Source organism: Rhodococcus sp. 06-462-5, from assembly GCF_002258315.1.
Taxonomy (GTDB): Bacteria; Actinomycetota; Actinomycetes; order Mycobacteriales; family Mycobacteriaceae; genus Rhodococcoides.
Window position 1 is genome coordinate 43,399 of sequence record NZ_NOYD01000046.1, and the last position, 24,969, is coordinate 68,367.

Below are 24,969 nucleotides of genomic sequence, written 5' to 3' on the forward strand. Positions count from 1 at the left end.
CGGGTACACGACGTTGGGTAGGAAGAGAATGACGTGAAATCGGCTGGCACACAAGATGGGGAGAGTGCCAGCCGAAACGTAGCGGCCCCGTCGTGGATCGCCGCCGGATACGCTGCTTCGATGAAATTCGGAGGAAGAGGTGGACGGCTCGGCGTCGCGGTCGTGGCATTCGTCGTCGCCGCCGCGGTCACTGCGTGCAGCGCGGACGCGTCGAGCACGGACGAGAACTCGGGTGATGTCCGCACCGTGCAGCATGCGTTCGGTGAAACGAGCATTCCGGTGAATCCGCAGCGTGTCGCTGTTCTCGACGGAGATCGCACGATGGAAGCGGTCGTGGCTCTCGGGGTGCAGCCGGTCGCGGCAGTGAAGCCGCCACTGACCGGAGACTACGCACCCGTCGTCCGTGCCCGGCTCGCCGCCGAACCGGTGGACATCGGATCCGCCGACTCCGACATCGACATCGAGGCGCTGACGGCGGCCGAACCGGACCTGATCGTGATGCGAACGACGGGTGAGGACAATCGCGAGTTGTTCGACCGCGTCGCCCCCATTGCACCTACCGTCGTCGTGGACTACACACCTGCCTCGTGGCAGAGCACCCTCGAGCAGGTGGCCGATGTGTTCGACCAGCGCGCCGAGGCCGAGAACCTGCTGGCGGACTATCGGCGCACCGTGGACGAATCGCAGGGTCGGGCACCGGGCGAGGGCAGCACCTTGACCGTCGCCAGGGTGCGAGCCGACTCGCTGCGGTACATGACACAGGACGGCTCGTTCCCCTACTCGGTGCTCGCCGACCTGGGCTATCGCGCTCCCGCGCAGCAGGACCGCGGATCGGACGAGGTGCAGACGGTCGACGTCAGTCCGGAGCTGATCGACGTACTCGACGCCGACGACATCGTTCTGCTGTCCGACGCGGGTACCGAGGATGCGGTGGCGCAACTGCGGCAGAACCCGCTCTTCACCGGACTCGGTGCTCGGGTGACCGAACTGCCGTCCAAGGACTACCTCTTCGGCAACGTACTCACCGCGCAGGCGTTGGTGGAGACCGCGTCCGAACTCGGTGGGTAGACGCGTGCCTGCACCCGAACAGTGGGGCGGCTGCGCTGCGGTTGCCCGGGAGCGAGACGAGTCACTTCGCGGCACGGCAGCACGGGCCGACGGCTGGGTGCTGATCGAACATCGAGGCCCCTGGGGCCGCGAACCGTGGGGCTCGGACGGGCCGTTGGGTCGAATCGGCGTCGAACTTTCGCGGCGCTGCAAAGCCGTCGGCGTGCGTCCCCAACTGGTGCGAGAAACTCACGGCAGGCGTGAAACCACCGATACGCGACGAGTGTTTCTCGTTCACTCGGGTCGCCGCGGCCCATGGCTGGAGCAATACACGATCGATACCGTCGAACAGGTACTCGATCTGCCACTGGAAGCCGCAGCGGCCGATACCCCGCCCGGCCTGGGGATAGGTGTAGACCAGCCGCTGTACCTGGTGTGCACGCACGGGAAGAAGGATCCGTGCTGCGCGGTGTTCGGCCGGCCGGTCGCAGCCGCCCTGAGTCGGCCCGGGGGACGGGTATGGGAATCGACGCACCTCGGCGGGGACCGGTTCGCAGCCGGAATGGTGGCACTGCCGGAGGGCAGCTACTACGGCAACCTCACGCCGGCGAATGCTCAGGCAGTGGTGGACCGCCACGATCGCGGCCAGCTGTCGCTGCAGAACTACCGCGGCCGGTGCACGGACGACACGGCAGGTCAGATCGCCGAACACGCAGTGCGCACCGAGTACGGCATGACCGGAATCAACGATGTACGTCCGACCGCGGCAACATCCTCGGACGGCGGGAAGGACGTCGTCGTCGTGACGCCGACGGGCTCGACGCACGTGCACGTCGCTCCGAGCCCCGAGGCCCCGCGCAGAACGACCTGCCGCTCCGAGGCCTTCGCGACGCCCGACCACGGAATCGCCTCGATCCGGCCGATCCCAGCAGCCGACCGGGCCTGACTCTTCGAACGAGACAGGGCCACCGCATACGTTGCGGTGGCCCTGTCTACGACTGCTCGACTGTCGGCAATCTCCTCGATTACGGGAAGATCAGACCCGGGGTCTTCGACGTCGCGGCCTCGAAACGAGCCTGGACGTCGGCCCAGTTGACGACGTTCCAGAACGCCTTCACGTAGTCGGCCTTGACGTTCTTGTACTGCAGGTAGAAGGCGTGCTCCCACATGTCGACCTGGAGCAGCGGGATGATACCGAGCGGCACGTTGGCCTGCTGATCGTAGAGCTGGAAGGTGAGCAGCTTCTTGCCCAGCGAGTCGTAGCCCAGCACTGCCCAGCCGGAGCCCTGCAGGCCGTTGGCGGCAGCGGTGAACTGCGCGCGGAACTTGTCGAACGAACCGAACTGGTCGTCGATTGCGGCAGCGAGCTCACCCTCGGGCTTGTCGCCACCGTTGGGCGAGAGGTTCTTCCACCAGATGGAGTGGTTGACGTGGCCACCGAGGTGGAACGCGAGGTTCTTCTCCAGCAGAAAAATGGCTGCATGATCTTCGTTGTCACGCGCTGCGGCGAGCTTTTCGACCGCGGTGTTCGCGCCTGCGACGTAGGTGGCGTGGTGCTTGGAATGGTGAAGCTCGTTGATCTCGCCCGAGATGTGCGGCTCGAGGGCGGAGTAATCGAAATCAAGGTCGGGCAAGGTGTACTCGGACACGTGGTTCCCTTCTCTAACGACGCCGTACCCATCGTGTGATGCGGGCACGTTCGTCCTACTGCGGATCTTTCGTAGGGTTCAACCCAATCTCATTCCTACCCCCAGTGCAACAGTTGTAACCGAGATGCTTTTCTCGGAATAAATTCGTGTGAACGAGACAGTCGAATTGTTCGGCTGTGAATCCGCTCCGAATATCACGAAACAGTTGCGGAGCAGCTGCGGATTGGTCCAATAGATGAACGGAACCTAAACTCGCGGGTGTGAACGGGGACCGGCCGAGCCAGAACACGGTCGACGACTCCGCCGCCACACAGCCCGTCGACGCGCCCCGAGTCCAGATGAACGGCGCCGACCTCCTCCGTGTCATAGCCGTCCTCGCAGTGTTGTACTCGCACATCTCGTTCTATCTGCTCGACGACATCGGCGGCGGCTGGTGGATGATCGACGTCGTCGACACCGTTCTGATCCAGGACGCCGGCCTCAACATGCACCTGTCCTTCGTCGGCGTCAGCATCTTCATGCTGCTCACCGGCCTGCTGATCACCCGATCCGCCATGCGGCAATCGCGTCGGGACTTCATGGTCGCGCGCCTCGCCCGCCTCGTACCGGCCCTGTGGTTCGCCGTCGCGATGGCCGTCATCCTCGTCAAGCTCGGCCTCAACGGAATGTTCAGCGGCCAACCCGGCATCACCAACGGCGAGGCGTTTCTCAGCTTCTTCCTCGGCGGCTTCTTCCTCCGACCCGAGGTCGCCGTCCTCGGTGTCACCTGGACCCTCGTCGTGCAGATCGCGTTCTACCTCTACTGCATCTCCATGCGCGGAACACTGCGCACCAGGCCCATCGCGGTGCCACTGGTCGGCGCAGCACTGTGCGTCCTGGTGATCGTCTACAACCTCTACCTACCGCAGCCCTACACGATTCCGTTCCTGACCAAGGTCGCAGGAGTGCTCCCGACCCTGTTCCTCGGCCAGATCATCTACCTCGGATGGGCACGACTGATCACCTGGCGATGGGTCGTCGTCGGCGTCATCGCGCAGATCGAAGTGATCCGACTCGCCATCGAAGTCCACACCTTCTGGATGGGCGACACCTACCTCTGGACCCTGCTGGTCGTCACCGGCACCGTCCTGATCCTCGCCCGATACGACGGACCCATCACCCGCTGGCCCGTCATCCGATGGATCGGCACCCGCAGCTACGCGATCTACCTGATCCACACCCTCGTGCTCTACCGCATCTACGCAACCGTCGAACCGCACCTGGGCCCCAGCGCAGCAGTCCTGGCATTCCTGGCCGGCACCGCCGCACTCGCCGAAATCATGTACCGCTGGATCGAACTGCCGGCTGCACGACACATCAGCGCGCACTACGCACGCCTACGCGCCCGATCCGCCGCCTGACCGAGGCCCCCATGGGTACTCAATGTGACGTTCAGTGGACTTTTGGGCAGTCAATGTCACGTTGAGTGGACTCGGCGGGCGTGATTCGTTGGGGGTCAGAGCTGCGGGAGAACCTCGGATGCGACGAGTTCGAGGTGATCGAGATCGGTGAGGTCCATGGTCTGCAGGTACACGCGGGTCGCGCCGATGGCTCCGAAGCTGCCGATCTTGTCGACGAGTTCGGCGGGGCTTCCTGCGGCACCGTTCTCGCGTAGTTCGGATACCTCGCGGCCGATGGCGGCGGCGCGTCGTGCGATTTCTTCTTCGGTGCGGCCGCAGCAGAGGACGAGGGCGTTGGAGTAGACGAGGGAGTCGGGGTCGCGGTCGGCGGTTGTGCAGGCTGCGCGGACGCGACCGAACTGGGTCTCGGTGTCGGCCAGCGAGGCGAAGGGGATGTTGAATTCGTCGGCGTATTTCGCGGCGAGTGCCGGGGTGCGCTTCTTGCCTCCGCCGCCGATGACGATGGGCGGGTGGGGTGTCTGCACCGGCTTGGGCAGCGCAGGGGAGTCGGTGACGGGGTAGTGCGTGCCTGCGTGCGAGAAGGTCTCGCCGACGGGCGTGTTCCACAGTCCGGTGACGACGGCCAGTTGCTCTTCGAGTCGGTCGAAGCGTTCGCCGAGCGGCGGGAACGGAATGCCGTACGCCTTGTGCTCGTCCTCGAACCAGCCGGCTCCGAGGCCGAGGTCCACTCGACCACCGCTCATGGCGTCGACCTGGGCGACGCTGATGGCCAGCGGCCCCGGGTAGCGGAACGTCGCGGAGGTGACGAGGGTGCCGAGCCGAATGGTCGAGGTCTCGCGGGCCAGCCCGGCCAGGGTGATCCAGGCGTCGGTGGGGCCGGGGCCGCCGTCGCCGCTCATCGCGAGGTAATGGTCGGACCGGAAGAATGCGCCGTAGCCGAACTCTTCAGCAGCTTTTGCGACGCGTAGCAGTTCGTCGTACGTGGCGCCCTGTTGCGGTTCGGTGAAGACACGCAGCTCTATGGAAGTCATGTTCGCCAGCCTAAACAGCGGATTATCGGGACCGCAGACGACGGCTGTGTCAAATCACCATCGATCCACAGCCCGAGTTGGTATTCGGTACACCGCGAGACCGGCTCGAAGCTTTGACCTGTGGATAGAAACCGGCACGGGCCCCGATTCTGTGGATCGATCTGTGGATACTGTGGATAACTTGTGTGACTGCAGTGACGTAGGTCATAGCGCGACGGCGCTTCGGTCGCGAGGACACGGGTGGCAGGCCCGCGCGGACGCGTGACAAGATCGAGGTGTGTCTCATCCCGAGCAGTCGCCTGCCGTCACCGTCGATCGTCTCCCGGTGCCGTTCCCGTCGGCGGCCATCCTGCTCGACGTGCGCGAGGACGACGAGTGGCAGGCCGGACACGCACCCGACGCCGTTCACATCCCGATGGGCGACATCCCGTCCCGCGCCGGTGAGATCGACAATCAATCCGAGGTGTACGTCGTCTGCAAAGCCGGTGGTCGCTCGGCGCGCGTCGTCGAATACCTCAACCGCGTGGGTTACGACGCGATCAACGTCGACGGTGGCATGCTCGCCTGGCACGCCGCTGGTCGACCGATCCAACGCGACGACGCCCACGAAGCGAGAATCATCTAGATGTCGGCACCGCAGGGACGCGCTCAGGCGTTCCAGGTCTGTGCCCGCTGCAGCACCCGCTGGGCTGTGGGCGCACGGCCGGGTACCTGGTGTCCCCGCTGCCACGGCGTCCTGCTCTCGCCGGTGTCCAGCAGGGCGCCCGCGCAAGGTGCCCGCAACTTCCGATGGGTAGCCCGCCCGGCGACCTCGTCGAGTAGTGCCGAGCGTCGCGGCCGATCGACATCGCCGACCCCGACACCGCACTACACCTCGACGCCTACCTGGGGTCTGCGCGACATCCCCCGCGATCCCGAGGCCGATCGCCGCGTCGGTCGCGTCGAGCGGTACGCCGCACACGCTCAGAACCTGGTCCTCGTCACCGCGATGTTGCTCGGGCTCGCCGCGGTCGCCGAAGTGTTCCGGTACGGCATCCTGCTGCACAACCGCGTGCGCCTGATTTCGCCGATCACCCTGGCCGTGTCCGACGCCTTGGTGTACTTCGCCCAGGTCGGGGCACTCGTCATCGGTCTGGCGGCGCTGATCACCTCGTCCTGCTGGCTGATCGACCAGCGCAGACGTACCTTCGCTGCCGCCGGCTCCACCGATCCGCGATCGGTACGCACGATGTTGCTGTTGTCGATGCTGCCGCTGGTTCGCATCGTGATGCCAGGGGTCTACCTCACCGAGGTGGTCCGTCTTCGGGGCGGGGCCGATGCCGACGTGCACCGCGAACTGACACTGGTTCGCATCTGGTGGGCGCTCTGGGCAGCGAGCAACGCGCTGGTGATCGTCCAGCTGCTGTGGAACCTGCGCGATTCCCTCCAGGCCCGAGCCGACGGAGTTCTGCTGTCGGCGTTCGTGGCACTGGTGGCCGCGGTCTCGGCCGTGCTGACCCTGGCCGTGATGCGCCGACTCGAAGGCCGCACGCTGCGCGGCTCCGCCCTGTCGCGACCGACCCGCTGGGTGATCGCCACCGGCACCGAACAGAAGCCGAAGCAACAGCCCGAAGCCGAGAAGGCCGAGATCGAGAAGGCCGACACCGACCGGTCCGAAGAGAAGCAGCCCGAGGCGGTGACGGCGTCGTGAGTCCCGATCGGCGTGGGCCACTGGTCGTCGCGCATCGAGGTGCGTCGGCGGCCAAGAAGGAACACACTCTCGCCGCCTACGACCTCGCGCTGCGCGAGGGAGCGGACGGCGTCGAATGCGACGTGCGGCTCACCAAGGACGGGCACATCGTGTGCGTGCACGATCGCCGCGTCGATCGAACCTCGAACGGCACCGGCATCGTCAGCGAGATGGACTTCGCCGATCTCGCCCGACTGAACTACGGCGACGCCGACGAACCCGCCGAACTCCTGACCTTGCACGACCTCGTCTCGCTGGTCCTCGACTGGACCAGCAAGCCGGTCAAACTCTTCATCGAAACCAAGCATCCCGTGCGGTACGGCTCGCTGATCGAGAGCAAGGTTCTCGCCGAGCTGCACACGTTCGGCATCGGTGCGCCCGCATCGGCCGACCACTCGCGCGCGGTCATCATGTCGTTCGCGCCGTCGGCCGTCTGGCGCGTACGGCGGTCTGCTCCGATGCTGCCGACAGTGCTCCTCGGCGACAGCTCGCACTACTTAGGCGGGGGAGCGGCGACGACCGTCGGGGCCACCGCCGTCGGTCCGTCGATACGCGCGCTGCGCGAGCACCCTGGCCTCATCGACCGCGCAGCAGCGTCCGGCCGGGCCAGCTACGTGTGGACCGTCGACGAGAAAGAGGACGTGGACCTGTGCCGCGAGCTCGGCGTCGGGTGGATCGCCACCAACCATCCCGGTCGAACGCGAGCCTGGCTCGAATCGAAGAACGTGTAGGTTTTCGGGCGTGGGTAAGAGCAAAAGAAACAGTGGACCGAAGCAGGACAGCAACCGCGCAGCGAAGCTGGCGCAGCGAGAAGCAGAACGCGCGAGCATCGAATCGGCGTCGACTCGCCCGTTCGAAGGCCTTGCTGCCGAATGCGACCTCGTAGCGCTGCGTGAGTTCGTCCCGTCGGCGACGGCAACCGCGCCGATCACTGTGGACGGTCGCACCATCACGCTGGCAACGGTGCTGCCCGGTGCCGTCGCGGCACTGGTGCGCGAAGACGCGGATAGCGTCGAGGGATTCGTCGGCCTTCAGGTGCAGAACCAGTCGAAAGACGTTGCAGCAGATATCAGTAGCGCGCTCGGATGGGCGTCCACCGCTTCCGCGGGCGAGTCGCTCGAAGCCGCGAAGGTCAGCGACAGCACCCCCGCGTTGACCGAGGTGCTCGACGCGTCCGCGCTGCTCGAGATCACCGTCCATCAGGACTTCAACTGGTGGATTCCCGAAAATACAACTCCCGCAGCCGATGTGACTGCCACCGTGGAGCGCGCGAACCAGGCGATCATGCCCTCGGCGCGGATCGAGGCCGACGGCGTCGTCGCGGCGTGGTGGGTGGATGCAGGCGACAAGGCGCACATCCGGTGGGTCCGTCCGGAGAGCGAGGACGACGTGATGCTCGCCCTCGCGCGGCTGCACGCCGCGGGTGATCTCAACTTGGGTGAGGGCTCGCGCTACGCCGGTTCGTTCCGCACACATGGGCTGCTGGTGCCGGTGTTCGATCTCGATCCCGAGATGCACCCAACCGAATGGGCAGCGCCCACAAAAGAATTCGGTGAGAAGCTGGCCGAGGCACTGGCTGTCGACGCTCCGCTCACGGCGGCGCAGCTGCGTTCGCGCGACGGCCTACGCGGACGCCAGGTCACTCTGCGCTAGAACGCGAAACGGGTGGCCGCGCGAACAAGGAATTCCTGTTCGAGCGGCCACCCGTATGAGCGAGCTGTTCGCCCTTCGGCTGCGGCGGGATCTACAGCGATCCGCCGGCAACGGTGGGTGCGCCGGAATCGGCGACCACGCTGGTGTTCATCTCACGGGCAACGAACTGCTCGAGATCGAACAGGTTGTGGCCCGCGCGATCGGCGATGTTCAGCAGCGTCTTCATGCTGGCAACTTCCTCGACCTGCTCCTTGAGGAACCACTGCATGAACTGCTCGCCGAGGTAGTCGCCCTCTTCGCGTGCGGTGCTCGCCAGAGCGATGATCTGCTCGGTGACGGTCTCTTCCTGCGCCAGCGCCAAGGCGATGGCCTCACGCGGATCGGTGAAGACGGACTTCGACGCGTCGACGCCGGTCAGCTCGACCGTGATGTCACGATCGAGGAAGTACTGCACGATCATCATCGCGTGGTTGCGCTCTTCGACCGACTGCGCGTAGAAGTGCTTCGCCAGCTGCGGCAGGTCGACATTCGCGAAGTACACCGCGGTGGCGATGTACTGCTGCGAGGCGTTGAACTCGTTGCGAATCTGGTCGCGAAGAAGTGCATGGAACTTGGTGTGGCTGGTTTCTTTGATGTCTACGCTCATGACGAGGACGATATGCCTGGTCAGAGGCGTTGTCATCCAAGTCGAACCTTATTGAGGCGAACGTAGCCTAATACAGTGAATCCTAAATGTCCGCTCTGAGCAGGGCGCACGCTACGCGCTCCCGGCCTCTTTCGGGGCGTTGGTGGCGCGGATCACCGTGGAGCCGATCTCGCGAGCGACGTACTGCTCGATGTCGAACAGGTTGGCTCCGGCCCGGCGAACGATGTTGAGCAGACTCTGCATCGCCGCGACCTCCTCGACCTGCTCGGTGAGGAACCAGTGGGTGAACTGCTCGCCGATGTAGTCACCCTCGGCCCGGGCAGCGCGCGCCAGCGCCGTGATCTGTTCGGTCACCGTCGACTCCTGAGCCAGCGCCAGTTCCACCGGTTCGACGACCGACTGGAATGCCGTCACCACGTCGTCGATGCCCGACGCGTCGACCTCTAGCCGGTTGTCGATGAGGAAGCGGATCATCATCATTGCGTGCCGACGCTCCTCGGCGGACTGCGCGTAGAAGCGCGTGGCCAGCTGCGGTAGATCGTTGCGGTCGAACCACACAGCGATGGCGACGTACTGCTGCGATGCGGTGAACTCGTGCCGCACCTGCGCGCGCAGAAGATCGTGGAACGACGTACCGGGGGTGGCGGCGGGCTGGGCAGACGGCGATGTCATGGTCCACAACCTACCGTTGTGCTGTGGCCCTCAGGGGCCGCCGGTCAGCAGTTCCGGCGGGATCTCGCGATCTTGGGCGATGGCGTCGAAGAATGCCGGAGCGCGAGTGTCGTCCCACAGCAGCACGTTTCCGACGTCGGAGTCCTGGAATCCGCCGACGGGCACCGTCGTGGTCACCGGACCGCTGCGCATCGCCCAGGCCAATGCGGCGAGATTCCAGATGTGATCTCCCTCGTCGACGCTCAACGACGACGCGGTGTCCGAGATCAGCGGCCACAACCGCAGTGGGTTGAGGAAAGTCGAAGCACTGGTTGCCTTTTCCAGGAGGGCGGACATGAACGCGCGTTGGTTGTTCATACGGTCGATGTCGGCCAATGCCGTCGCGCGAGATCGCACGAATCCGAGCGCCTCGGCTCCGGTGAGATCCTGGCAGCCGGCGGCGATGTTGATGCCCGCCAACGGATCGTCGATCGCATTCTGCACGCACACGTTCACTCCACCGACCGCGTCGACGATCCCGGCGAAGCCGCCGAATCCGATCTCGGCGTAATGATCGATGTGCACACCGGTTGCACCCTCGACCGTCTGTACCAGCAGTGGCGGCCCACCGAATGCGAAGGCCGCGTTGAGCTTGTCCTGGCCGTTGCCCGGAATCGACACGTACGAGTCGCGCGGCAGGCTGACCATCGTTGGCGCGCCGCTGCCCTCGGGGACGTGGATCAGAATGATCGTGTCGGTGCGGCTCGGGCCCACCTCGCCGCCGGTCGCGAGCGCGGCTTCCTGCTCCGGCGTCAGGCCGGCTCGCGAATCCGACCCGACGAGAAGCCAGTTGGTGCCGGGGGTGTCGCCGATGCGCCCGGGATACGAGGTGAGGGCGTCCACGCGCGTCAACGAGCTGTCGACGTAGTAGACGACACCGCCGATGCCCAGCACGAGAACCAGCAACACGATCAGGAAGCGTCGACCCCAGCGTCGGCGCTTGCGCGGCTTGGCCACCTTCGGTGGCCGAGAATCACGTTGCGGCCGAGCAGGTTCGGGACGGCGCAGGGCTCGCTGGGCAGGTGCCGCCGGTTGCCTGCGCTCCTCGGTGAACGGCTCCGGCTGCTGACGCGGCGCATACCCGGTGCGACCCGGTGGATCGTCCTGGGAACGTGAGTACTGACGCGTCGAATTCGGAGGATCCGACTGTGCTGAATTCGACTGTGCCGATCGGGGTTCGGGTGCCTGCGACCAGGCCTGCTGAGGGCTGTGGCGCGGGAGGGGTGCCGGCCGAGGTGGCCCTTCCGGCATGGGAGTGGGACGGCCGTCGCGTCGGATGAACTCGGTGCCCTCCGGCGGCGGCTGGCCCGGACGATACCCACGTGGGGGCGGCTGTTGGCCGGGCGGCGGACGGTTGGGCCGTGGCGGGGGCGGCTGGTGACCGGGCGGCTGCTGACGGGGCCGTGGTGGACCCGGAGGCTGGTGCGGGGGTGGACCTGCGGCGCGTCCGGGTTGGGGCGCAGGATCGGGACGACCGTGCCGGCCGGGCGTGGATCTGTCCGCTGGCGGCGTGCGGTTCGGTGGCGGCGTTCGACCGGGAGGCGGCGTGCGCCGGTCCGGCGCGCCGTGCCGTCCGTAGCGATCGTCGTCGTTCACGGATCGACTGTAACCGTCGTCGAGGAAACAGCGGTCTTCCTCGAGGTTCGATTCACGGGAGCCACGACAGATGCTCGCGCAGGAGGGCGTAGCCGACGAAGGCGACGATGTCGATCAGAGCGTGCGCGATCAGCAGTGGCCACAGTCTGCCGGTGCGCTGCCAGTAGCGGCCGAACACCAGGCCCATGAGGAAGTTTCCGACACCACCGCCCACGCCTTGATAGAAGTGATAGCTGCCGCGCAGCAGCGACGAGCACAGTAGGGACGCGTTCTCGCTCAGACCGAGTCTGCGCAGGCGAGAGATCAGGTATGCCACCACGATGATCTCCTCGGCACCGGAGTTGGCCAGCGCGTACAGAATCAGTGCAGGCACGCGCCACCAGTGGTCGTCGAGGGCACTGGGAACGACGTTCAGATTGAACCCGAGGGCGTTGCCCACCAGATACAGCGCGAGCCCGGGTAGCCCGATCAGTGCGGCCAGTCCGACGCCGTGACCGAGATCGATCTTCAGCCGCGGCCGGGCCAAACCGATCGCTCGGGGTGCCAGATCGGCTCGCCACAGCAGGTACAACCCCAGGGCACCCCAGGCGCACAGACGCAGAATGCTCAGCAGTTGGAAGAGGAGATCGATCAGGCTGAAACTCGACCGCGACGAGTTCAGCGCCACGGTCTGATCGGACAGGGCAGCGGTCTGCAGCGCGTCCTCGACGAGCGAGAGGATGCTGCTCATGCCGCTCAGGCCGAACGTCACCAGCAGGACGATCGCGATCTCGACCTTGATGGTGGTGCGTTCGCGGGCATCGGGCGGGGGAGCCGTGCTCGCGGGCGGCGGTGGCGTCAACCAGCTCTTGAAGTCGATCACCGCACGAGTCTGCCCTGTTTCGTGCAGTGAGGTGTCAGCCGCGGGCGCGTAGCCCGTTCAGAAACGGGCAACCGGCGAGAACGCGCAGCGCGCGACTGAGTGAGAGGACGTCCTCGACGGGCTCGGCGAATCCCAGCCGAACGTCGTTGTCGCCGCATTCGCCTTCGATCCGCAGCCGAATGCCGTAGCGGTCGATGCCCAGCGGCCGGATCCGGCCCTGCCGCAGCGACGGCGGGAGGCGTCGGGCCAATTGGGCGAGCAAGTCCGGGTGGTCGGAGTCGAGGTGCTCGAGCCAGCTGGTCTCCATCTCCCAGAAGGGATCGGGCTCGGCAGCCAGCAGCGTGTCGACGTCGACCGGTTCCGCTCCGGTGCTGTCGGCGACCACGGCGGAGGTGACGATCAGCCGCATCAGCGAGGTGGTGTGACCGACGTCGAGCAGGGCCGGATGCGGATGTTCGGCGGCCACCGCTCCGGCCATGGGCCGCATCAGCGATTCCGGAACCGGGCGTAGATCGCCGCGAAGCCACACCAACGACCGCACCGGTTCACGCAGGGCGAGCGGAGCGTGATCGGTCAGTTCGAGGACGGCGGGCGTTCCGGCACGGGAGGACTGCCAGGTGACCGCACTGTCGAGGGAGTCGGTGGGGACGGCGAGGATCATCTCCCCGTTGGGTCGCAGGTGGTGCAGGGTCGTGATCACCGGGTCGCTGCCGTCGATGGCCAGGGCGGCACCCTCGGCGCGCATGCAGGCACTGCGCACGCGTTCGGCAGTGGTCGGTCCGGTTGTGGTTGCGCCGAGCATGGGCTCCTCCGATGCGATCGGTCATGCGAGTAGGTGAGGCAAACCTAAGTTAGCGTGGTGTGGCGAGGATCGCAAGACCGTGCACAGGAGTGGAGCCCGTGGAACGACCCAGGCCACAGGAGTGGAGCCCGTGGAACGACCCAGGCCACAGGAGTGGAGCCCGCGGAACGACCCAGAGCCGGGGCTACCGTTGAGGCGTGCCGATTCCGCTGACCCTCGGTGTGCCACACCGACCCGACCCGAATGCGCTCGTCCACGGACTGCTGCAGCCGATTTGTGCCGACGCCGACTCGCCGGCCGCAGCCCCGCGCGGAGCCGAGTACGGACCGCCCGTCGTTCGGGCATCGACCCTGCTCGCACTGTCCGAATCGGACGATCTCGGGCGCGTCGTGGTGCATCTCGACATCGACCCCGACGAGCTCCGGGCAGGTCGGACCGGCGGTTACGAGGCCGTTCGGTTCGACGTCGATGCTCCGGCCGAGCATCTCGCCGATGCGCTCACGCTGCGGTTGCCCTCGCCGTTGGTCGTCTTCCCGATGTTCGACGCGATCGACGTGGCCGAGACCGCGGAGGCCGTCGTCCTCGCCCACCGGACCCCGGGCATCAGCGTCGGCGACACCCCGCGGCGCATCGCCGACGTGCTCGCGGTGGTCTCGCACGCCGATGTGGGCCTCGTCGCCCGCGCCGACTCCGGCGACGAGGTGCTCGCGATCCTTGCCGCGACGGTGGCGTCGCTGCGCGGAGACGACATCGCCGCGGCTCTGGCTGCTCCGAACGTCGCCGCACTGCGGGCCCTCATCCCCAAGGCCGCCGAGGCGGTGCGCGAGGTGCTGCTCGGAATCGAGATCGTCGACGCTGCTGCTGCCCGCGCGCGGCTCGTCGACGTCGGTTTGATCGCTTCGGGGACGTCGACCACGTAACCTCGAGGCGTGCCTCGCATCGCTTACTTCGGCCCATCGGGAACGTTCACGGAGATGGCGCTCGCGCAGTTCGAGAGGCTCGGAACGTTCGGCGCGGTCGGTCTGGACGGGACGGTCGAGCGGATATCGGCGTCGAACCCGCCTGCGGCGCTCGAGGCCGTGCGATCGGGTGCGGCCGATGCGGCCGTGGTCCCCATCGAAAGCTCCATCGAGGGGGCGGTTCCACCGACGCTCGACGCGTTGTCGGAGGGCCGGCGATTGCAGATCGTCGCCGAGACCGAGATCGAGGTGGCCTTCACCATCCTCGGCGGTCCCGGTGTCACCCTCGACTCGGCCCGCACGGTCAGCGCCTACCCGATCGCACTCAACCAGGTCCGTCAGTGGCTGCAGGCGACCATGCCCGACGCGGTTGTGCAGTCCGCATCGTCCAATGCCGGTGCGGCAGAGGATGTTGCGGCGGGGATGGTCGATGCTGCGGTGTCGACTCGGCTCGCCGGTGAGCGTCTGAAGTTGCCACGGTTGGCAGACGGAATCATCGACGTGGAGGGCGCGCGGACGCGCTTCGTACTGGTGACCGCGCCGCAATCGGTGCCTGCGCGCACCGGAGCCGATCGAACCTCGGTGGTACTGGAGCCGCCGAACGATCCGGGCACGCTGCCGGCAGCGTTGGCCGAGTTCGGAATTCGCAACATCGACCTGACCTTCATCGAATCACGGCCCACCCGTTCACAATTCGGAACGTACAGGTTCTTCATCGACTGCGCCGGACACATCGACGACCCGCTCGTCGCGGAGATGCTGGCTGCATTCCACCGCAAGATGCCTCTGCGGTTCCTCGGATCCTGGCCCACTGCAACGGGAACCGGCGGATCGGTACCGCCGCCGACCGACGAACACGTGCAGTGGGTCGCAGACGTTCGTGCCGGACGCGGTGATCTGTGATGGGAAAACTGATACTGGTCCGGCACGGTCAGACGACAGCAAACGTCGCGAAGATACTGGACACCTCACCGCCGGGAGCCGAGCTCACCGAGCTGGGGCACCAGCAGGCCGAGGCCTACGCGCAGACCTGGATCGGACGCCCGCCCGCCGTGCTGGTGTCCTCGGTTGCGTTGCGCGCCAAGCAGACTGCCGGCTACATCGAGCGCGCGACCGGGGTTCCCCTGCTGGTGGCCGAGGGAATCCAGGAGACCTTCGCGGGAGATCTGGAAGACCGCGACGACCCGGACGCGCACCGGGAGTTCACCGAGATCTTCAGTCGCTGGCATGCCGGAGATCTGGCGGCGACCGTGCCCGGAGGCGACAGCGGACATTCGGTGTTGGAGCGATACGTCCCGGTGCTCGACGGCCTCCGCGCGCAGTACCTGGGGGACGACACCGCAGGCGACGTCGTTGTCGTCAGTCACGGTGCCGCAATCCGACTGGTCGCGGCGGTACTGGCAGGCGTCGATGGCACGTTCGCGGCCGACAACCATCTCGACAACACCCACACCGTCGAGCTGCTGCCGCTACCCGACGGAGGATGGTCCTGCGCACGGTGGGGCACGTTCCCGCCACCGTTCGAGGGCAAGGGCAGCGACAAGGCCGACAACCCGATCAGCTAGCGAGAAGGCCCTGCGCCGACGCGATCAGCTCGGCCAGGGCGGCAGTCACTCTGCGATCCGTTGCGCCGGTCATGGAACTCCACGACGTGCCGTCGGCGGCGAGGGCGGAGGTGGCGACGATACGTCCGGGTCGGGTGTCGAACAGGGCGACGGGTCTCCTGGCCACATGGCGGGTGCCGTGCCTACGGGCGACGGCCGTGATCTCGGTTCTGCCGGCGCAGGTGGCCATCGCCGACGCCAGGGCCGCAGCGCGGTCGTCCGCTATCCCGATTCCACGTAGCCGAGACGCGGTCGCTCCGACGTCGGTCGGTGCCGCATCGAGTGCTTCGGCCAGCAGATCGGTTGGCGCGTTGATGCTGCCCGGGTCGAACGACGCAGCCGAGCCGATCGACGACGCGAGGTCTTGGGCCGGATCACCGTGAACAGCGCGGACGGTGACCACGTCGTCCCGCCGCACCGCCGACACCGTCATCCGACCGTCGGATGCAACGCAGATCCGAGTGGCCGGAACCGGCTCGGCGCTCTCGACGTCGAACACACGGGCCGAGACGTACCAGTGAGGTTGTTCGAGAACTCGTAGCCACTGACGAAGATCCTCGTGGACGCCGCCGTCGGACAACAGCCCGGCCGAGTCGAGCGCACAGCGGCCACGTTCCAACGCGGAATCCCGCGCAGCAGCGTCGTCGAAACGCGGGAACACGTTCAGGACGACGGGTAGCTCGGCGATCGACAGCTCGTCGACCAGGAAGTCCATCTCGTCCGTACCGAGTGAGGCGATCGGCAGTGTGTGGCCCACCGGCACGGTTCCCAAGTCGATCAACGGCCGTTCCCGCTGGTTTCCGGCAGTGTGTTGGTGTGGGGCTGCGTGGTGGTGTGCGGCAGGGTCGGATCCGCGCCGATGACGGACGGCGCAACGGTGCGGCCGTCCGCGAAGTGCTCGAACTGTTTGAGGTACTCCGGGGTCTCGTGTTCGTCGTCCTCGGCCTGCCCGCGTGTGCCGGAGGCCGGAGCGCCGGCCGCGCCCGTGCTGCGCTGAGCGAGGCCGCCATCGGCCGGGGCGGGTGCGCCGAACGCGGTCGGACCGTTCTGGCCTGCACCGGCCGGCATCGAGCCACCACCTGCGGGACCCAACGCGGAACCGGGCACTCCGACGCCGCCGCCGAACCCGCCTGCTCCACCTGCCCCGCCGCCGAACGACACCGGACGCGTGGACGCCGGGCCGACGGCAGGGGATGCCGAACCACCGGGTGCGAATCCACCACCGGCCCCGACGCCACCGGACAGTGCACTCGACCCGATGTTGGACGCCGCGGTGGCCACGGTGGACACGCCGGTACTGGCGATGGAGGTGGCAGCACTACCGATCTGACCAGCAGCAGCGGCCACGCCGGGGTTCTGGGTTGCGGCCATCAAGCCACCGATCGCGGCCTGAACCGGAGATGTCATCAGCGCGCCGTTCGCGAATTTGCCTAGACCGGTGCCGGAATCGGAGACGATGGCCGGCGGCTGATCGAACGTGGTCTTGACGATGCGGTGCGAGGAGACCAACTCGAAGCCCTCCATCACCATCGCGGCGCGGATGTCGAGCAGTCGGTCGGCCACCTCGGCTGCCTCGTAGCTGCCGTTCATCACGCCACCCGTCGAGGCCGCGGTGACCTTGGCGGCCTGCACGGCTCCGATTTCGACGAGCGAGGGCATGGTCGCCAATGCGACACCGTACGAGGTGCCCGCGGCCGGGGCCTCGACCGAGAGCGCCGCTGCCTTCACTGCCGTGGCGGCGGTCCAGGTCGCGAAACGACCGAGCGCAGCCTGAGCTAGCAACGCCGACTCGCCTTCCCAGCCTGCGGTCAGAGCCGCGGTGACGGCGGCGATACTCGCCGATGCCTCGGTGAACGCCGCGGCGACCGAACCCCACGCCCCACCGGCGACATGCAACGGCACCGGTCCAGGACCGAGCAATCGCGTCGAGTTTCCCGTCGCCGTGCGTGGCAGCCACACCACACCTGTCACTCCGAGCGTCATCCTCTGGCCCCCATGATGTTCGAGCGTTGTGTCGAATTTTCTGCTGCGGTCGAGTTCGTGCGTCAGATGCCGGGTAGACCGGGCAGGCCCCCGGCCGTGTCGTCGTCGGTGGCCACGTAGTCCGCGGCCTGTTTCCGCAGTTCCTCGGCCGCCCGGTGCAACTCCGAAATACCCTGCGCCGCAGCGGGTCCGAAGGTCTCGGCCGCGGTGCCGAAGAATCGCTCGGTCAGCAGCGACACCTCGTCGGTGCCGGGCGGCAGTGGCCGCACGGGAATTGCCGTCGCAGTGACAGCTGCCTGCAGGCGAGCGGCGACCGCATCCAGCTCGGAGGCAGCGAGCTGCAGTGCCACCGGATCCACCTTGATGACGGTCATGAGCCACGCCCCCTGATCGAAGAACTTTGCGCTGTCGGTAGGTAGGACGCCGCCGTGTTCGGTTTGGTTCCCTCGACGCGAGAAAAATTCAGACGAACTTCTGAGCCGTCGAGCTCACAGTCCACGCGCCGCCTCGACGGCTGACTGCCGTGCGCGTGAGCGGGGAGACGTCGATGCGCCAGAACGAGGACACCGGGGCCGCCAACACCAGCACCACCACGGCTCGGACGACGGCAGGAGAGGTCACCGCCAGCGTGCGGCCCGGCGTCGATCCGTCAGCCTTCAGCCACGTCTCGACACGAGAGAACAACGCGTCGAGGGACTCGCCACCCGGTGGAACGAACGCCGGATCGCCCAGCCAGGCCATCGCGTCGGCGTCGGGCAGATCGGTCATCTCGAGACCGGACCACCGGCCGTAGTCGATGTCGGCCAACGCGGGCTCGACCGAGATGTCCGATCCGAAGATGCGGGCCGTGGAGATCGAGCGGGTTTCCGGTCCGGACAGGACGCGGTCGACGCGGGGAATGTCGGTCACCGCAGCAAGGTCGCGCAGCCCCGCGTCGTCGAGTGGCTCGTCGCCGGGAAACCGGCCGGTGCGCATCGCGGCGGTTCTGGCGTGGCTCACCAGGATCAGTCGGGTCACGGGCGCAGACACCGTGCCATTGTGGCACCGAGCTGCGGGAGGTCAGGACAGCGATTGACACAGCGTCGCGTTCGGTGCCACAGTTCGCAGGTTAGACGCGATGTACGCAGGTAATCCGGTGAAAATCCGGAGCGGTTGCGCCACTGTGATCGACGTCGGGCAGATGTCCGAATTCGAGAGTCAGAAAACTCGTACATCGCATGGCCGTCCTCGCTTTTTTAGCGGGGACTACGGGACGCACAATCCCAGGAGGACACCATGGCAATCATTCACGCACCCAGTAATACGACGGAGTCGGCAGCTCTTGCCGTCATCGTCGCCGCAACGATCCTGCTCGCTTTCGTCGTGCTCTACCTCGTCGGTTTCGATCAGGGCGCGATCTCCCGCAGTGGCATGTACATGCACGAGTTGATGCACGACGGCCGCCACCTGCTGGGCCTGCCATGCCACTGACCGACACCCACGGCCCGACACTGCAGGGCACCTTCGTCCAATTGTTGCTGCGAGGTCTGCTCGCCGGACTCGTCGCAGGCCTGCTCGCCGGAGCCGTCGCCTTCGTCGTCGGTGAACCGCACATCGACTCGGCCATCGCCATCGAAGAAGCAGCAGGCACCGACGACCATCACACCGGAGCCGACGCCGACCCTGCCGCGCATTCGCACGGTGACGACGCGCTCGTCAGCCGGGACGGGCAGCGCGTCGGCCTGTTCCTCGCGACCGGACTCGCAGGCCTTGCTCTCGGCGCGATCTTCGCCTCGGCACTGCACTATGGGCGACGCTTCAGCTCCCTCCCGGGATCGGTACTCGCCCTCGTCGGGGCCGGAGCCGGATGGTTGGCCATCGAAGCGGTGCCGTTCTTCAAGTACCCGGCCAATCCGCCTGCCGTCGGAGATCCGGAGACCATCACCCAGCGCACGTGGCTGTGGTTGGCGACGGTGATTCTCGGCTTGCTGGCCGTCGCAGTGGGAATCTACGTCGCGAAGGTCGTGGCGTCGCAGCATTCGATGGCGGTTCGCGTCGGCGCGCCGTTGTTGGCGTTCCTGATTGTGGTCGGCATCGGCTATGCGCTGTTGCCCGGTGTGAACGAGGTCGGCACGGACTTCCCGGCAACCCTGCTCTGGGAATTCCGACTGTCCTCACTGGCAACCCAGGCGACGCTGTGGCTGGCCCTGGGATTGGGATTCGCATTCCTCACCGACCGCGCAGTACGCCCGATCCGCCAGGAGCCCGTCGCGGCATAGCCCGATTCCGCGTCAATGGACCATTGCACCGCTCAGACGTATGCAAAGTGCCATTGACGCAGTGTGGCCCGCCCGGTCGGCCGGGGTGAATGGACCATTGCACCGCTCAGACGTGTGCAATGGTCCATTCACGCGTCCGAGGGTGAGCGGGCGCGAGGGACGGGCGAGTGCGCTCAGCCGAATCCGAGTTGATGCAGTCGCTCGTCGTCGATGCCGAAGTGATGTCCGATTTCGTGGGCGACGGTGATCGCGATTTCCCGTCGGGCTTCGTTTTCGTCGTCGACCATCTCGAGGATCGGTTTGCGGTAGATGGTGATGACGTCCGGTAGGTGTCCGCTGTATTCGTAGCGTTCGGTGAGCGCGATGCCCTCGTACAGCCCGAGGATGTCCTCGGTGGGGTGTTCCTCCTCGACGAGCACGACCACGTTGTTCATGAAATCGGTGAGCTCACGCGGCAGGGTGTCGAGCGCGTCGGACACGGCTTCTTCGAAGTCGACGCGGGTCATGTGGGTGGGAATGTCACCCTCCGGTGGTGATCGGTGCGGCGCCGGGCAGCGGTGTCGGCAGTGCGCGGCCGTCGGGAGCGGAGGGCGGCGGGACGGGAGCTGCACCGTTGATGAGGATGTCGCCCTTGGCGGTGCCGACGATGGTCGCGAAGCCGCCGGAGTCGAGTTCGGCACCCACCGAGCACGTCACCTGGCGACTTCCGGCGAGCCAGCTCGCGACGTCGATGGTGTCCCAGAACAGGGTGAGCGTCTTGTCTCGCAGTGCGGTGTCCGAGCCGAGGTAGCCGTTGACGGCGTCGGTGCACGTGCCTTCCAGGTATGCGTCCTGGTCGCCCTCGGACGGGTGGCCGCCGGGGAACTGCTGCGTCAGGTTGATCACCGACGCCACCTCGTACGCGTGCGGTGCCGAGCAGTCCACCGGATCGGCAGGCACGTTCTGGTTGATGCCGACGCAGGTGCCGGTCGGCCAGACCTTCGACTGGTCCTGGTCGAGAATCGAGCCGGTCATCTCCATCAGCGCACCGGTGTTCGACGGCATCTGCACCCCGCAGCGCAGCGTCCGCTCGCCCTTGGCCCACCCGGCCTGGCTGGGGAACATCAGCCCGACGCCGAAGCGGCCGTTGGGGTCGAACTTGGCTCCGACGTAGTCGTTGACGGCGGCCGCGCAGTGCTCGTCGCGCAACTCGCTGAACCGGATGGAGCCGGGATACGGCGAGCCCGGTCCGAACTCGACGCCGGGGTAGACGCTCATGTCGATGTCGCGGGCCACCTCGAAGCGATGGGGGTCGGCGCACGGTACTTCGGCGAGATCCTGTCGGTCCGTCTCCGGATCGTCGGTGGGCGTCCACTGCAGGCATGCGCCCGGATCGGCGGCACCGAAGGAGGACGCCGAGACGGGGCCATCGGTCGCGGGCCCGCTGGCCGTCGCATGGGTGGTGATCTTCTCGGGGGTCGAGAACCCGTCGGAGAGAAAAACCGTCGCGCCGGCGGCCAGCACCGCACCGACCGCAACCATGGCGAGCCCACGTCGAGCTGTGGTTGCAGACAGTGTTCGCCGAGACTTCTCGCTCGGCGGAGGGTCTGTTTCGTATCCGGACATCACCCTCCATCATGCCCGAGTATGTTCGGTCCTCATGAGCGACCCAACAGGTGACGACGACCTCAGCGAGCTCGCCGGCCGACTGTTCGCAATGGCCCGCACCGGTGACGCGTCCGCTCTGGCGAGTTACGTCGACGCAGGCGTTCCGGTGAATCTGCACAACGAATCGGGCGACACACTGGTCATGCTCGCCGCGTACCACGGGCACGCCGATGCGGTGCGTGCGCTGGTCGAGCGCGGTGCCGATGTGAACAAGCCCAACGACAAAGGGCAGACCCCACTCGCGGGCGCGGTCTTCAAAGGTGAGGACGACGTGGTGCGCGTGCTCGTCGACGGTGGAGCCGATCCACACGGCGGCCACCCGTCGGCGATCGATGCCGCCACCATGTTCGGACGCGAGGACTACCTGGGGTTGCTCGGCAAGTAAGGTTCCCTCTCGTGATCGACCTGAAATTCCTTCGCGAGAATCCCGATGCAGTGCGCGCCTCGCAGCGCACCCGAGGCGAGGACCCCGCTCTCGTCGACGCACTTCTCGATGCCGACGCATCCCGCCGGGCCGCGGTTCTGGCCGGCGATCAGCTGCGCGCAGAGCAGAAGGCGTTGGGAAAGCAGGTCGGCAAGGCATCCGCCGAGGACCGTCCGGGTCTGCTCGCCGGAGCATCGGAACTCGCCGCCAAAGTGAAGGCGGCCCAGGCAGCCGAAGCCGAGGCCGACGCAGCCCTCGACACGGCTCACCGCGCGATCTCCAACATCGTCCAGGACGGCACACCCGCGGGTGGCGAAGACGACTTCGTGCTGCTCGAGACCGTCGGCGATCTCCCTGAGTTCGACTTCGAGCCCAAGGATCACCTCGAGCTCGGCGAGTCGCTGAACCTGATCGACATGGAACGCGGAGCCAAGGTCTCGGGCTCGCGCTTCTACTTCATGACCGGCTATGGCGCACTGCTGCAGCAGGGATTGCTGCAGCTCGCCGCGCAGAAGGCCGTCAAGAACGGGTTCACCATGATGATCCCGCCGGTGCTGGTGCGGCCGGAGATCATGTCGGGAACCGGGTTCCTAGGTGCACACGCAGACGAGATCTATCGCCTCGAAGCCGACGACCTCTACCTCGTCGGAACCTCGGAAGTTGCCCTCGCCGGCTACCACTCGGGCGAAATCATCGACCTCGCCGACGGCCCGAAGCGGTACGCCGGATGGTCGTCGTGCTTCCGCCGCGAAGCGGGTAGCTACGGCAAGGACACCCGCGGCATCATCCGAGTGCACCAGTTCGACAAGATCGAGATGTTCTCGTACATCAAGCCCGAGGACGCAGCCGCCGAACACCAGAAGCTGCTCGAGTACGAGAAGGACATGCTCGCCGCCGTCGAGGTGCCCTACCGCGTCATCGACACCGCAGGCGGCGATCTCGGCTCCTCGGCCGCACGCAAATTCGACTGCGAGGCCTGGATTCCTACCCAGCAGGCCTACCGCGAGCTGACCTCGACCTCGAACTGCACGACGTTCCAGGCCCGACGCCTCGGCGTGCGGTACCGCGACGAGAACGGCAAGCCCCAGACCGCGGCAACGCTCAACGGCACCCTCGCAACCACCCGTTGGATCGTCGCGATCCTCGAAAACCACCAGCAGGCCGATGGCACCGTCCGCGTCCCCGAGGCCCTGGTGCCCTTCGTCGGAACGGACGTTCTGCGCTAGTTGGGTCGTTCCGCAGGCTTTACTCCTGCGCTAGTTGGGTCGGCTCAGGCTATGTCGCCGATGCAGTAGCCCTCACCGCCGATGGCCAGCACGAACGTGCGGTTCTGGTACACCCCGGAGGCGTCGATGATGTCTGCGTTGACCTGGGTGTAGATGCCGTTCTGCCCGGTGACGAACACGCTGTCTGGGTCGAACGAGGTGATGCCGGGCAGGATGTCGGGGTTGTCGACCAGCGGCGGGGTAGTGGGAGCGCCGGTGCCGAGAGCATCCCAGGTCCGACGGCCGTCGCACACGATCGGGTACGTCTCTTCCACATCGCCGAGGTTGACCGGAGTCCCGGCCAGACGTCCCAGGTAGCGATCGACGGTGTAGACCGCGTCTGCCGCGTCGAACACGGGGGCGGTGCCGGTGGGGTAGACGGTGGGGCACGCGTAACCGGACGCGATCTCGCTACGTTTCACGCTGACCGTCGCGGTGGGCCCGGTCCACGTGACCGCGTACTGGCCGTCGACGCCGGGGGCGGCAACGGCAGCGAGAATGGCCTCGGTGTCGACGTACATCGTCGGGATGTCGGTGGGCGGAACCGTCCAGCACCGCGCCGTGACGACGCCGATTCCGCCGCCGGTGAGGTCGTTCACGAACGGTCGCAGCGCCATCGCGGCCTCGGGGCTTCCGGGAACCTCGCCGACGGGTGGGCCGGGCGGAATCGGTGGGGGCGTGGTGGTGGTCGCGGAGGCCGTGGTCGGAGTCGTCGTCGACGCAGTTGCCTCGGTGGTGTTGCTCGTCGCCCCGGACTGTTCGGACGGCAGTCCGACTGCGGAATCGCAGGCTCCCACCAGGGCGAGCGTTGCGATCAGCGGCAGCGCGGTTCGGACGACCCTGGTCCGCCGTGGTGGTGCCGCACTGTTCTTCACGTCGTTTCTCCCCCGTTGCTTTCGACCGGACCTGTCACCTGCCGGACCTTTTCCCCGGCATCGTCCACCGACTACGCTAACGGACTGTGGAACCCGTCTACCGATCAGTCATCGGCATCGCTCGTACAGTGTTCGCGTTCGAGGGCCTGAAATTCGACGTCGAGGGCGAGGAACACATCCCTGCCACCGGCGGAGCCGTCATCGCCGTCAATCACACCGGGTACATGGACTTCACCTACGCCGGGCTTCCGCCGCGACGGGTCAAGCGCTACATCCGGTTCATGGCGAAGAAGGAGGTCTTCGACAACAAGATCTCCGGCCCGATCATGCGCGCACTGCGGCACATTCCTGTGGATCGCGGGGCCGGTGCGGAGTCCTACAAGTCGGCGGTCCAGAGCCTGCGCAACGGCGAACTGGTGGGTGTGTACCCGGAGGCGACCATCAGCCGCAGCTTCGAGATCAAGGAATTCAAGTCCGGCGCAGCGCGCATGGCCATCGAGGCAGGCGTGCCGATCATCCCGACGGTCATCTGGGGTGCGCAGCGCGTGTGGACCAAGGGATACCCGAAGCGGTTGGGCCGCACCAACACTCCCATCTCGATTGCCGTCGGTGAGCCGTTGCCGCCGGTCGGTCCGCCGAACGAGCTGACCGAGAAACTGCGGACGGTGATGCAGAAGATGCTGCTGGAGCTGCAGGAGAACTACCACCACGAGCCAGGGGCCTACTGGGTTCCGGCGCGCCTCGGTGGAAGCGCCCCGACTCTCGAGGAAGCCGACAAGCTCGACGCCCAGGACCTCGCGGCCCGTGCGGCCAAGCGGGCCGAGTAGA

29 protein-coding genes and 1 riboswitch are annotated in these 24,969 nt (G+C 66.7%); of the genes, 15 read left to right on the forward strand and 14 right to left on the reverse strand.

Translation table 11 applies throughout. The features are described from left to right. Positions 1 to 120 precede the first annotated feature (120 nt). On the forward strand, positions 121 to 1,068 hold the full coding sequence (locus CH251_RS20130; RefSeq protein ID WP_094614727.1) for an ABC transporter substrate-binding protein: 948 nt from the start codon (positions 121 to 123) through the stop codon (positions 1,066 to 1,068). A gap of 4 nt (positions 1,069 to 1,072) precedes the next feature. Continuing rightward, positions 1,073 to 1,993 carry a sucrase ferredoxin gene (locus CH251_RS20135; RefSeq protein WP_179273488.1) on the forward strand — a complete coding sequence of 307 codons (921 nt, stop codon included), beginning with the start codon at positions 1,073 to 1,075 and terminating at the stop codon, positions 1,991 to 1,993. Positions 1,994 to 2,072: 79 nt separating this feature from the next. Here the strand turns inward: CH251_RS20135 and CH251_RS20140 are convergent, their stop codons facing one another. Next, positions 2,073 to 2,696, reverse strand: coding sequence for a superoxide dismutase (locus tag CH251_RS20140; RefSeq protein ID WP_094614729.1), 624 nt, complete (start codon positions 2,694 to 2,696; stop codon positions 2,073 to 2,075). A 338-nt stretch (positions 2,697 to 3,034) separates the two neighbouring features. On the opposite strand from CH251_RS20140, the gene CH251_RS20145 reads away from it, so the two are divergent. Beyond that, complete coding sequence (locus CH251_RS20145) at positions 3,035 to 4,096, forward strand: acyltransferase (RefSeq protein ID WP_094614923.1); 1,062 nt, start codon at positions 3,035 to 3,037, stop codon at positions 4,094 to 4,096. 95 nt (positions 4,097 to 4,191) lie between these two features. On the opposite strand, the gene CH251_RS20150 is transcribed toward CH251_RS20145, so the two are convergent. After that, a complete protein-coding gene (locus tag CH251_RS20150) occupies positions 4,192 to 5,118 on the reverse strand; it encodes an LLM class F420-dependent oxidoreductase (RefSeq protein WP_179273504.1) in 927 nt (308 codons plus the stop codon). A 286-nt stretch (positions 5,119 to 5,404) separates the two neighbouring features. On the opposite strand from CH251_RS20150, the gene CH251_RS20155 reads away from it, so the two are divergent. From CH251_RS20155 to CH251_RS20170, 4 genes are read left to right on the forward strand one after another with little or no spacing between them, the layout of a single operon-like run. After that, positions 5,405 to 5,752: a rhodanese-like domain-containing protein gene (locus CH251_RS20155; RefSeq protein ID WP_094614731.1), complete on the forward strand. Its 348-nt coding sequence runs from the start codon at positions 5,405 to 5,407 to the stop codon at positions 5,750 to 5,752. Next, positions 5,753 to 6,817, forward strand: coding sequence for a DUF4328 domain-containing protein (locus CH251_RS20160; RefSeq protein ID WP_094614732.1), 1,065 nt, complete (start codon positions 5,753 to 5,755; stop codon positions 6,815 to 6,817). Next, on the forward strand, positions 6,814 to 7,587 hold the full coding sequence (locus CH251_RS20165; RefSeq protein WP_094614733.1) for a glycerophosphodiester phosphodiesterase: 774 nt from the start codon (positions 6,814 to 6,816) through the stop codon (positions 7,585 to 7,587). Before CH251_RS20160 ends, CH251_RS20165 begins: the two co-directional genes overlap by 4 nt. Before the next feature lie 10 nt (positions 7,588 to 7,597). Then, positions 7,598 to 8,509 (forward strand): DUF5926 family protein, encoded by a 912-nt coding sequence (locus CH251_RS20170; RefSeq protein ID WP_094614734.1) that lies wholly within the window; start codon positions 7,598 to 7,600, stop codon positions 8,507 to 8,509. Positions 8,510 to 8,600: 91 nt separating this feature from the next. Here the strand turns inward: CH251_RS20170 and CH251_RS20175 are convergent, their stop codons facing one another. The 5 genes from CH251_RS20175 to CH251_RS20195 all read right to left on the reverse strand — a co-directional run bounded on the left by CH251_RS20175 (position 8,601) and on the right by CH251_RS20195 (position 13,126). Then, positions 8,601 to 9,155 carry a ferritin gene (locus tag CH251_RS20175; RefSeq protein ID WP_094614924.1) on the reverse strand — a complete coding sequence of 185 codons (555 nt, stop codon included), beginning with the start codon at positions 9,153 to 9,155 and terminating at the stop codon, positions 8,601 to 8,603. A gap of 111 nt (positions 9,156 to 9,266) precedes the next feature. After that, positions 9,267 to 9,827 (reverse strand): ferritin, encoded by a 561-nt coding sequence (locus CH251_RS20180; RefSeq protein ID WP_094614735.1) that lies wholly within the window; start codon positions 9,825 to 9,827, stop codon positions 9,267 to 9,269. A gap of 30 nt (positions 9,828 to 9,857) precedes the next feature. Beyond that, the gene (locus CH251_RS20185; RefSeq protein ID WP_373454976.1) at positions 9,858 to 11,117 is read right to left on the reverse strand and encodes an LCP family protein; all 1,260 of its coding nucleotides are present in this window, start codon (positions 11,115 to 11,117) and stop codon (positions 9,858 to 9,860) included. A 397-nt stretch (positions 11,118 to 11,514) separates the two neighbouring features. After that, entirely contained in the window at positions 11,515 to 12,324 is an 810-nt protein-coding gene (locus CH251_RS20190) for a CPBP family intramembrane glutamic endopeptidase (RefSeq protein ID WP_032396467.1), read from the reverse strand. A gap of 34 nt (positions 12,325 to 12,358) precedes the next feature. Next, positions 12,359 to 13,126, reverse strand: a complete 768-nt coding sequence (locus CH251_RS20195) for a DUF2470 domain-containing protein (RefSeq protein ID WP_094614736.1) — start codon at positions 13,124 to 13,126, stop codon at positions 12,359 to 12,361. A gap of 197 nt (positions 13,127 to 13,323) precedes the next feature. Between CH251_RS20195 and CH251_RS20200 the strand changes: the two genes are divergently transcribed. From CH251_RS20200 to CH251_RS20210, 3 genes are read left to right on the forward strand one after another with little or no spacing between them, the layout of a single operon-like run. Next, entirely contained in the window at positions 13,324 to 14,046 is a 723-nt protein-coding gene (locus tag CH251_RS20200) for a hypothetical protein (RefSeq protein ID WP_094614737.1), read from the forward strand. Between the two features lie 9 nt (positions 14,047 to 14,055). After that, complete coding sequence (pheA, locus tag CH251_RS20205; RefSeq protein WP_094614738.1) at positions 14,056 to 14,988, forward strand: prephenate dehydratase; 933 nt, start codon at positions 14,056 to 14,058, stop codon at positions 14,986 to 14,988. Further along, positions 14,985 to 15,650 (forward strand): histidine phosphatase family protein, encoded by a 666-nt coding sequence (locus CH251_RS20210; protein WP_094614739.1) that lies wholly within the window; start codon positions 14,985 to 14,987, stop codon positions 15,648 to 15,650. The genes pheA and CH251_RS20210 overlap by 4 nt, the downstream gene beginning before the upstream one ends. Here the strand turns inward: CH251_RS20210 and CH251_RS20215 are convergent. The 4 genes from CH251_RS20215 to CH251_RS20230 all read right to left on the reverse strand — a co-directional run bounded on the left by CH251_RS20215 (position 15,643) and on the right by CH251_RS20230 (position 18,701). Continuing rightward, complete coding sequence (locus tag CH251_RS20215) at positions 15,643 to 16,470, reverse strand: ESX secretion-associated protein EspG (RefSeq protein ID WP_094614740.1); 828 nt, start codon at positions 16,468 to 16,470, stop codon at positions 15,643 to 15,645. The two genes, CH251_RS20210 and CH251_RS20215, sit on opposite strands and share 8 nt — an antisense overlap. Then, positions 16,467 to 17,672, reverse strand: coding sequence for a PPE domain-containing protein (locus CH251_RS20220; protein WP_094614741.1), 1,206 nt, complete (start codon positions 17,670 to 17,672; stop codon positions 16,467 to 16,469). The genes CH251_RS20215 and CH251_RS20220 overlap by 4 nt, the downstream gene beginning before the upstream one ends. A 62-nt stretch (positions 17,673 to 17,734) precedes the next feature. After that, the gene (locus CH251_RS20225; RefSeq protein ID WP_037186570.1) at positions 17,735 to 18,046 is read right to left on the reverse strand and encodes a PE family protein; all 312 of its coding nucleotides are present in this window, start codon (positions 18,044 to 18,046) and stop codon (positions 17,735 to 17,737) included. A gap of 88 nt (positions 18,047 to 18,134) precedes the next feature. Then, positions 18,135 to 18,701 (reverse strand): histidine phosphatase family protein, encoded by a 567-nt coding sequence (locus CH251_RS20230; protein WP_094614742.1) that lies wholly within the window; start codon positions 18,699 to 18,701, stop codon positions 18,135 to 18,137. Between the two features lie 42 nt (positions 18,702 to 18,743). After that, positions 18,744 to 18,899, forward strand: a riboswitch (cobalamin riboswitch). Between the two features lie 48 nt (positions 18,900 to 18,947). Here CH251_RS20230 and CH251_RS20235 point away from each other — a divergent pair. Together CH251_RS20235 and CH251_RS20240 are read left to right on the forward strand one after the other, a co-directional pair. Then, positions 18,948 to 19,142, forward strand: coding sequence for a CbtB domain-containing protein (locus CH251_RS20235; protein WP_032396459.1), 195 nt, complete (start codon positions 18,948 to 18,950; stop codon positions 19,140 to 19,142). Further along, the gene (locus CH251_RS20240) at positions 19,133 to 19,930 is read left to right on the forward strand and encodes a CbtA family protein (protein ID WP_094614743.1); all 798 of its coding nucleotides are present in this window, start codon (positions 19,133 to 19,135) and stop codon (positions 19,928 to 19,930) included. Before CH251_RS20235 ends, CH251_RS20240 begins: the two co-directional genes overlap by 10 nt. A gap of 173 nt (positions 19,931 to 20,103) precedes the next feature. Here the strand turns inward: CH251_RS20240 and CH251_RS20245 are convergent, their stop codons facing one another. Next, a complete protein-coding gene (locus CH251_RS20245) occupies positions 20,104 to 20,436 on the reverse strand; it encodes a metallopeptidase family protein (protein ID WP_082073870.1) in 333 nt (110 codons plus the stop codon). 13 nt (positions 20,437 to 20,449) lie between these two features. Beyond that, positions 20,450 to 21,535: a septum formation family protein gene (locus CH251_RS20250; protein ID WP_094614744.1), complete on the reverse strand. Its 1,086-nt coding sequence runs from the start codon at positions 21,533 to 21,535 to the stop codon at positions 20,450 to 20,452. Positions 21,536 to 21,569: 34 nt separating this feature from the next. Between CH251_RS20250 and CH251_RS20255 the strand changes: the two genes are divergently transcribed. Both CH251_RS20255 and serS read left to right on the forward strand, forming a co-directional pair. Continuing rightward, on the forward strand, positions 21,570 to 21,962 hold the full coding sequence (locus CH251_RS20255; RefSeq protein WP_094614745.1) for an ankyrin repeat domain-containing protein: 393 nt from the start codon (positions 21,570 to 21,572) through the stop codon (positions 21,960 to 21,962). An 11-nt stretch (positions 21,963 to 21,973) separates the two neighbouring features. Continuing rightward, on the forward strand, positions 21,974 to 23,227 hold the full coding sequence (serS, locus tag CH251_RS20260) for a serine--tRNA ligase (protein ID WP_094614746.1): 1,254 nt from the start codon (positions 21,974 to 21,976) through the stop codon (positions 23,225 to 23,227). 44 nt (positions 23,228 to 23,271) lie between these two features. Here the strand turns inward: serS and CH251_RS20265 are convergent, their stop codons facing one another. Continuing rightward, positions 23,272 to 24,141, reverse strand: a complete 870-nt coding sequence (locus CH251_RS20265) for a hypothetical protein (protein ID WP_094614747.1) — start codon at positions 24,139 to 24,141, stop codon at positions 23,272 to 23,274. Positions 24,142 to 24,227: 86 nt separating this feature from the next. Here CH251_RS20265 and CH251_RS20270 point away from each other — a divergent pair, with 86 nt between their 5' ends. Further along, positions 24,228 to 24,968, forward strand: a complete 741-nt coding sequence (locus tag CH251_RS20270; RefSeq protein WP_094614748.1) for a 1-acyl-sn-glycerol-3-phosphate acyltransferase — start codon at positions 24,228 to 24,230, stop codon at positions 24,966 to 24,968. The last annotated feature ends 1 nt before the right edge of the window (position 24,969 follow it).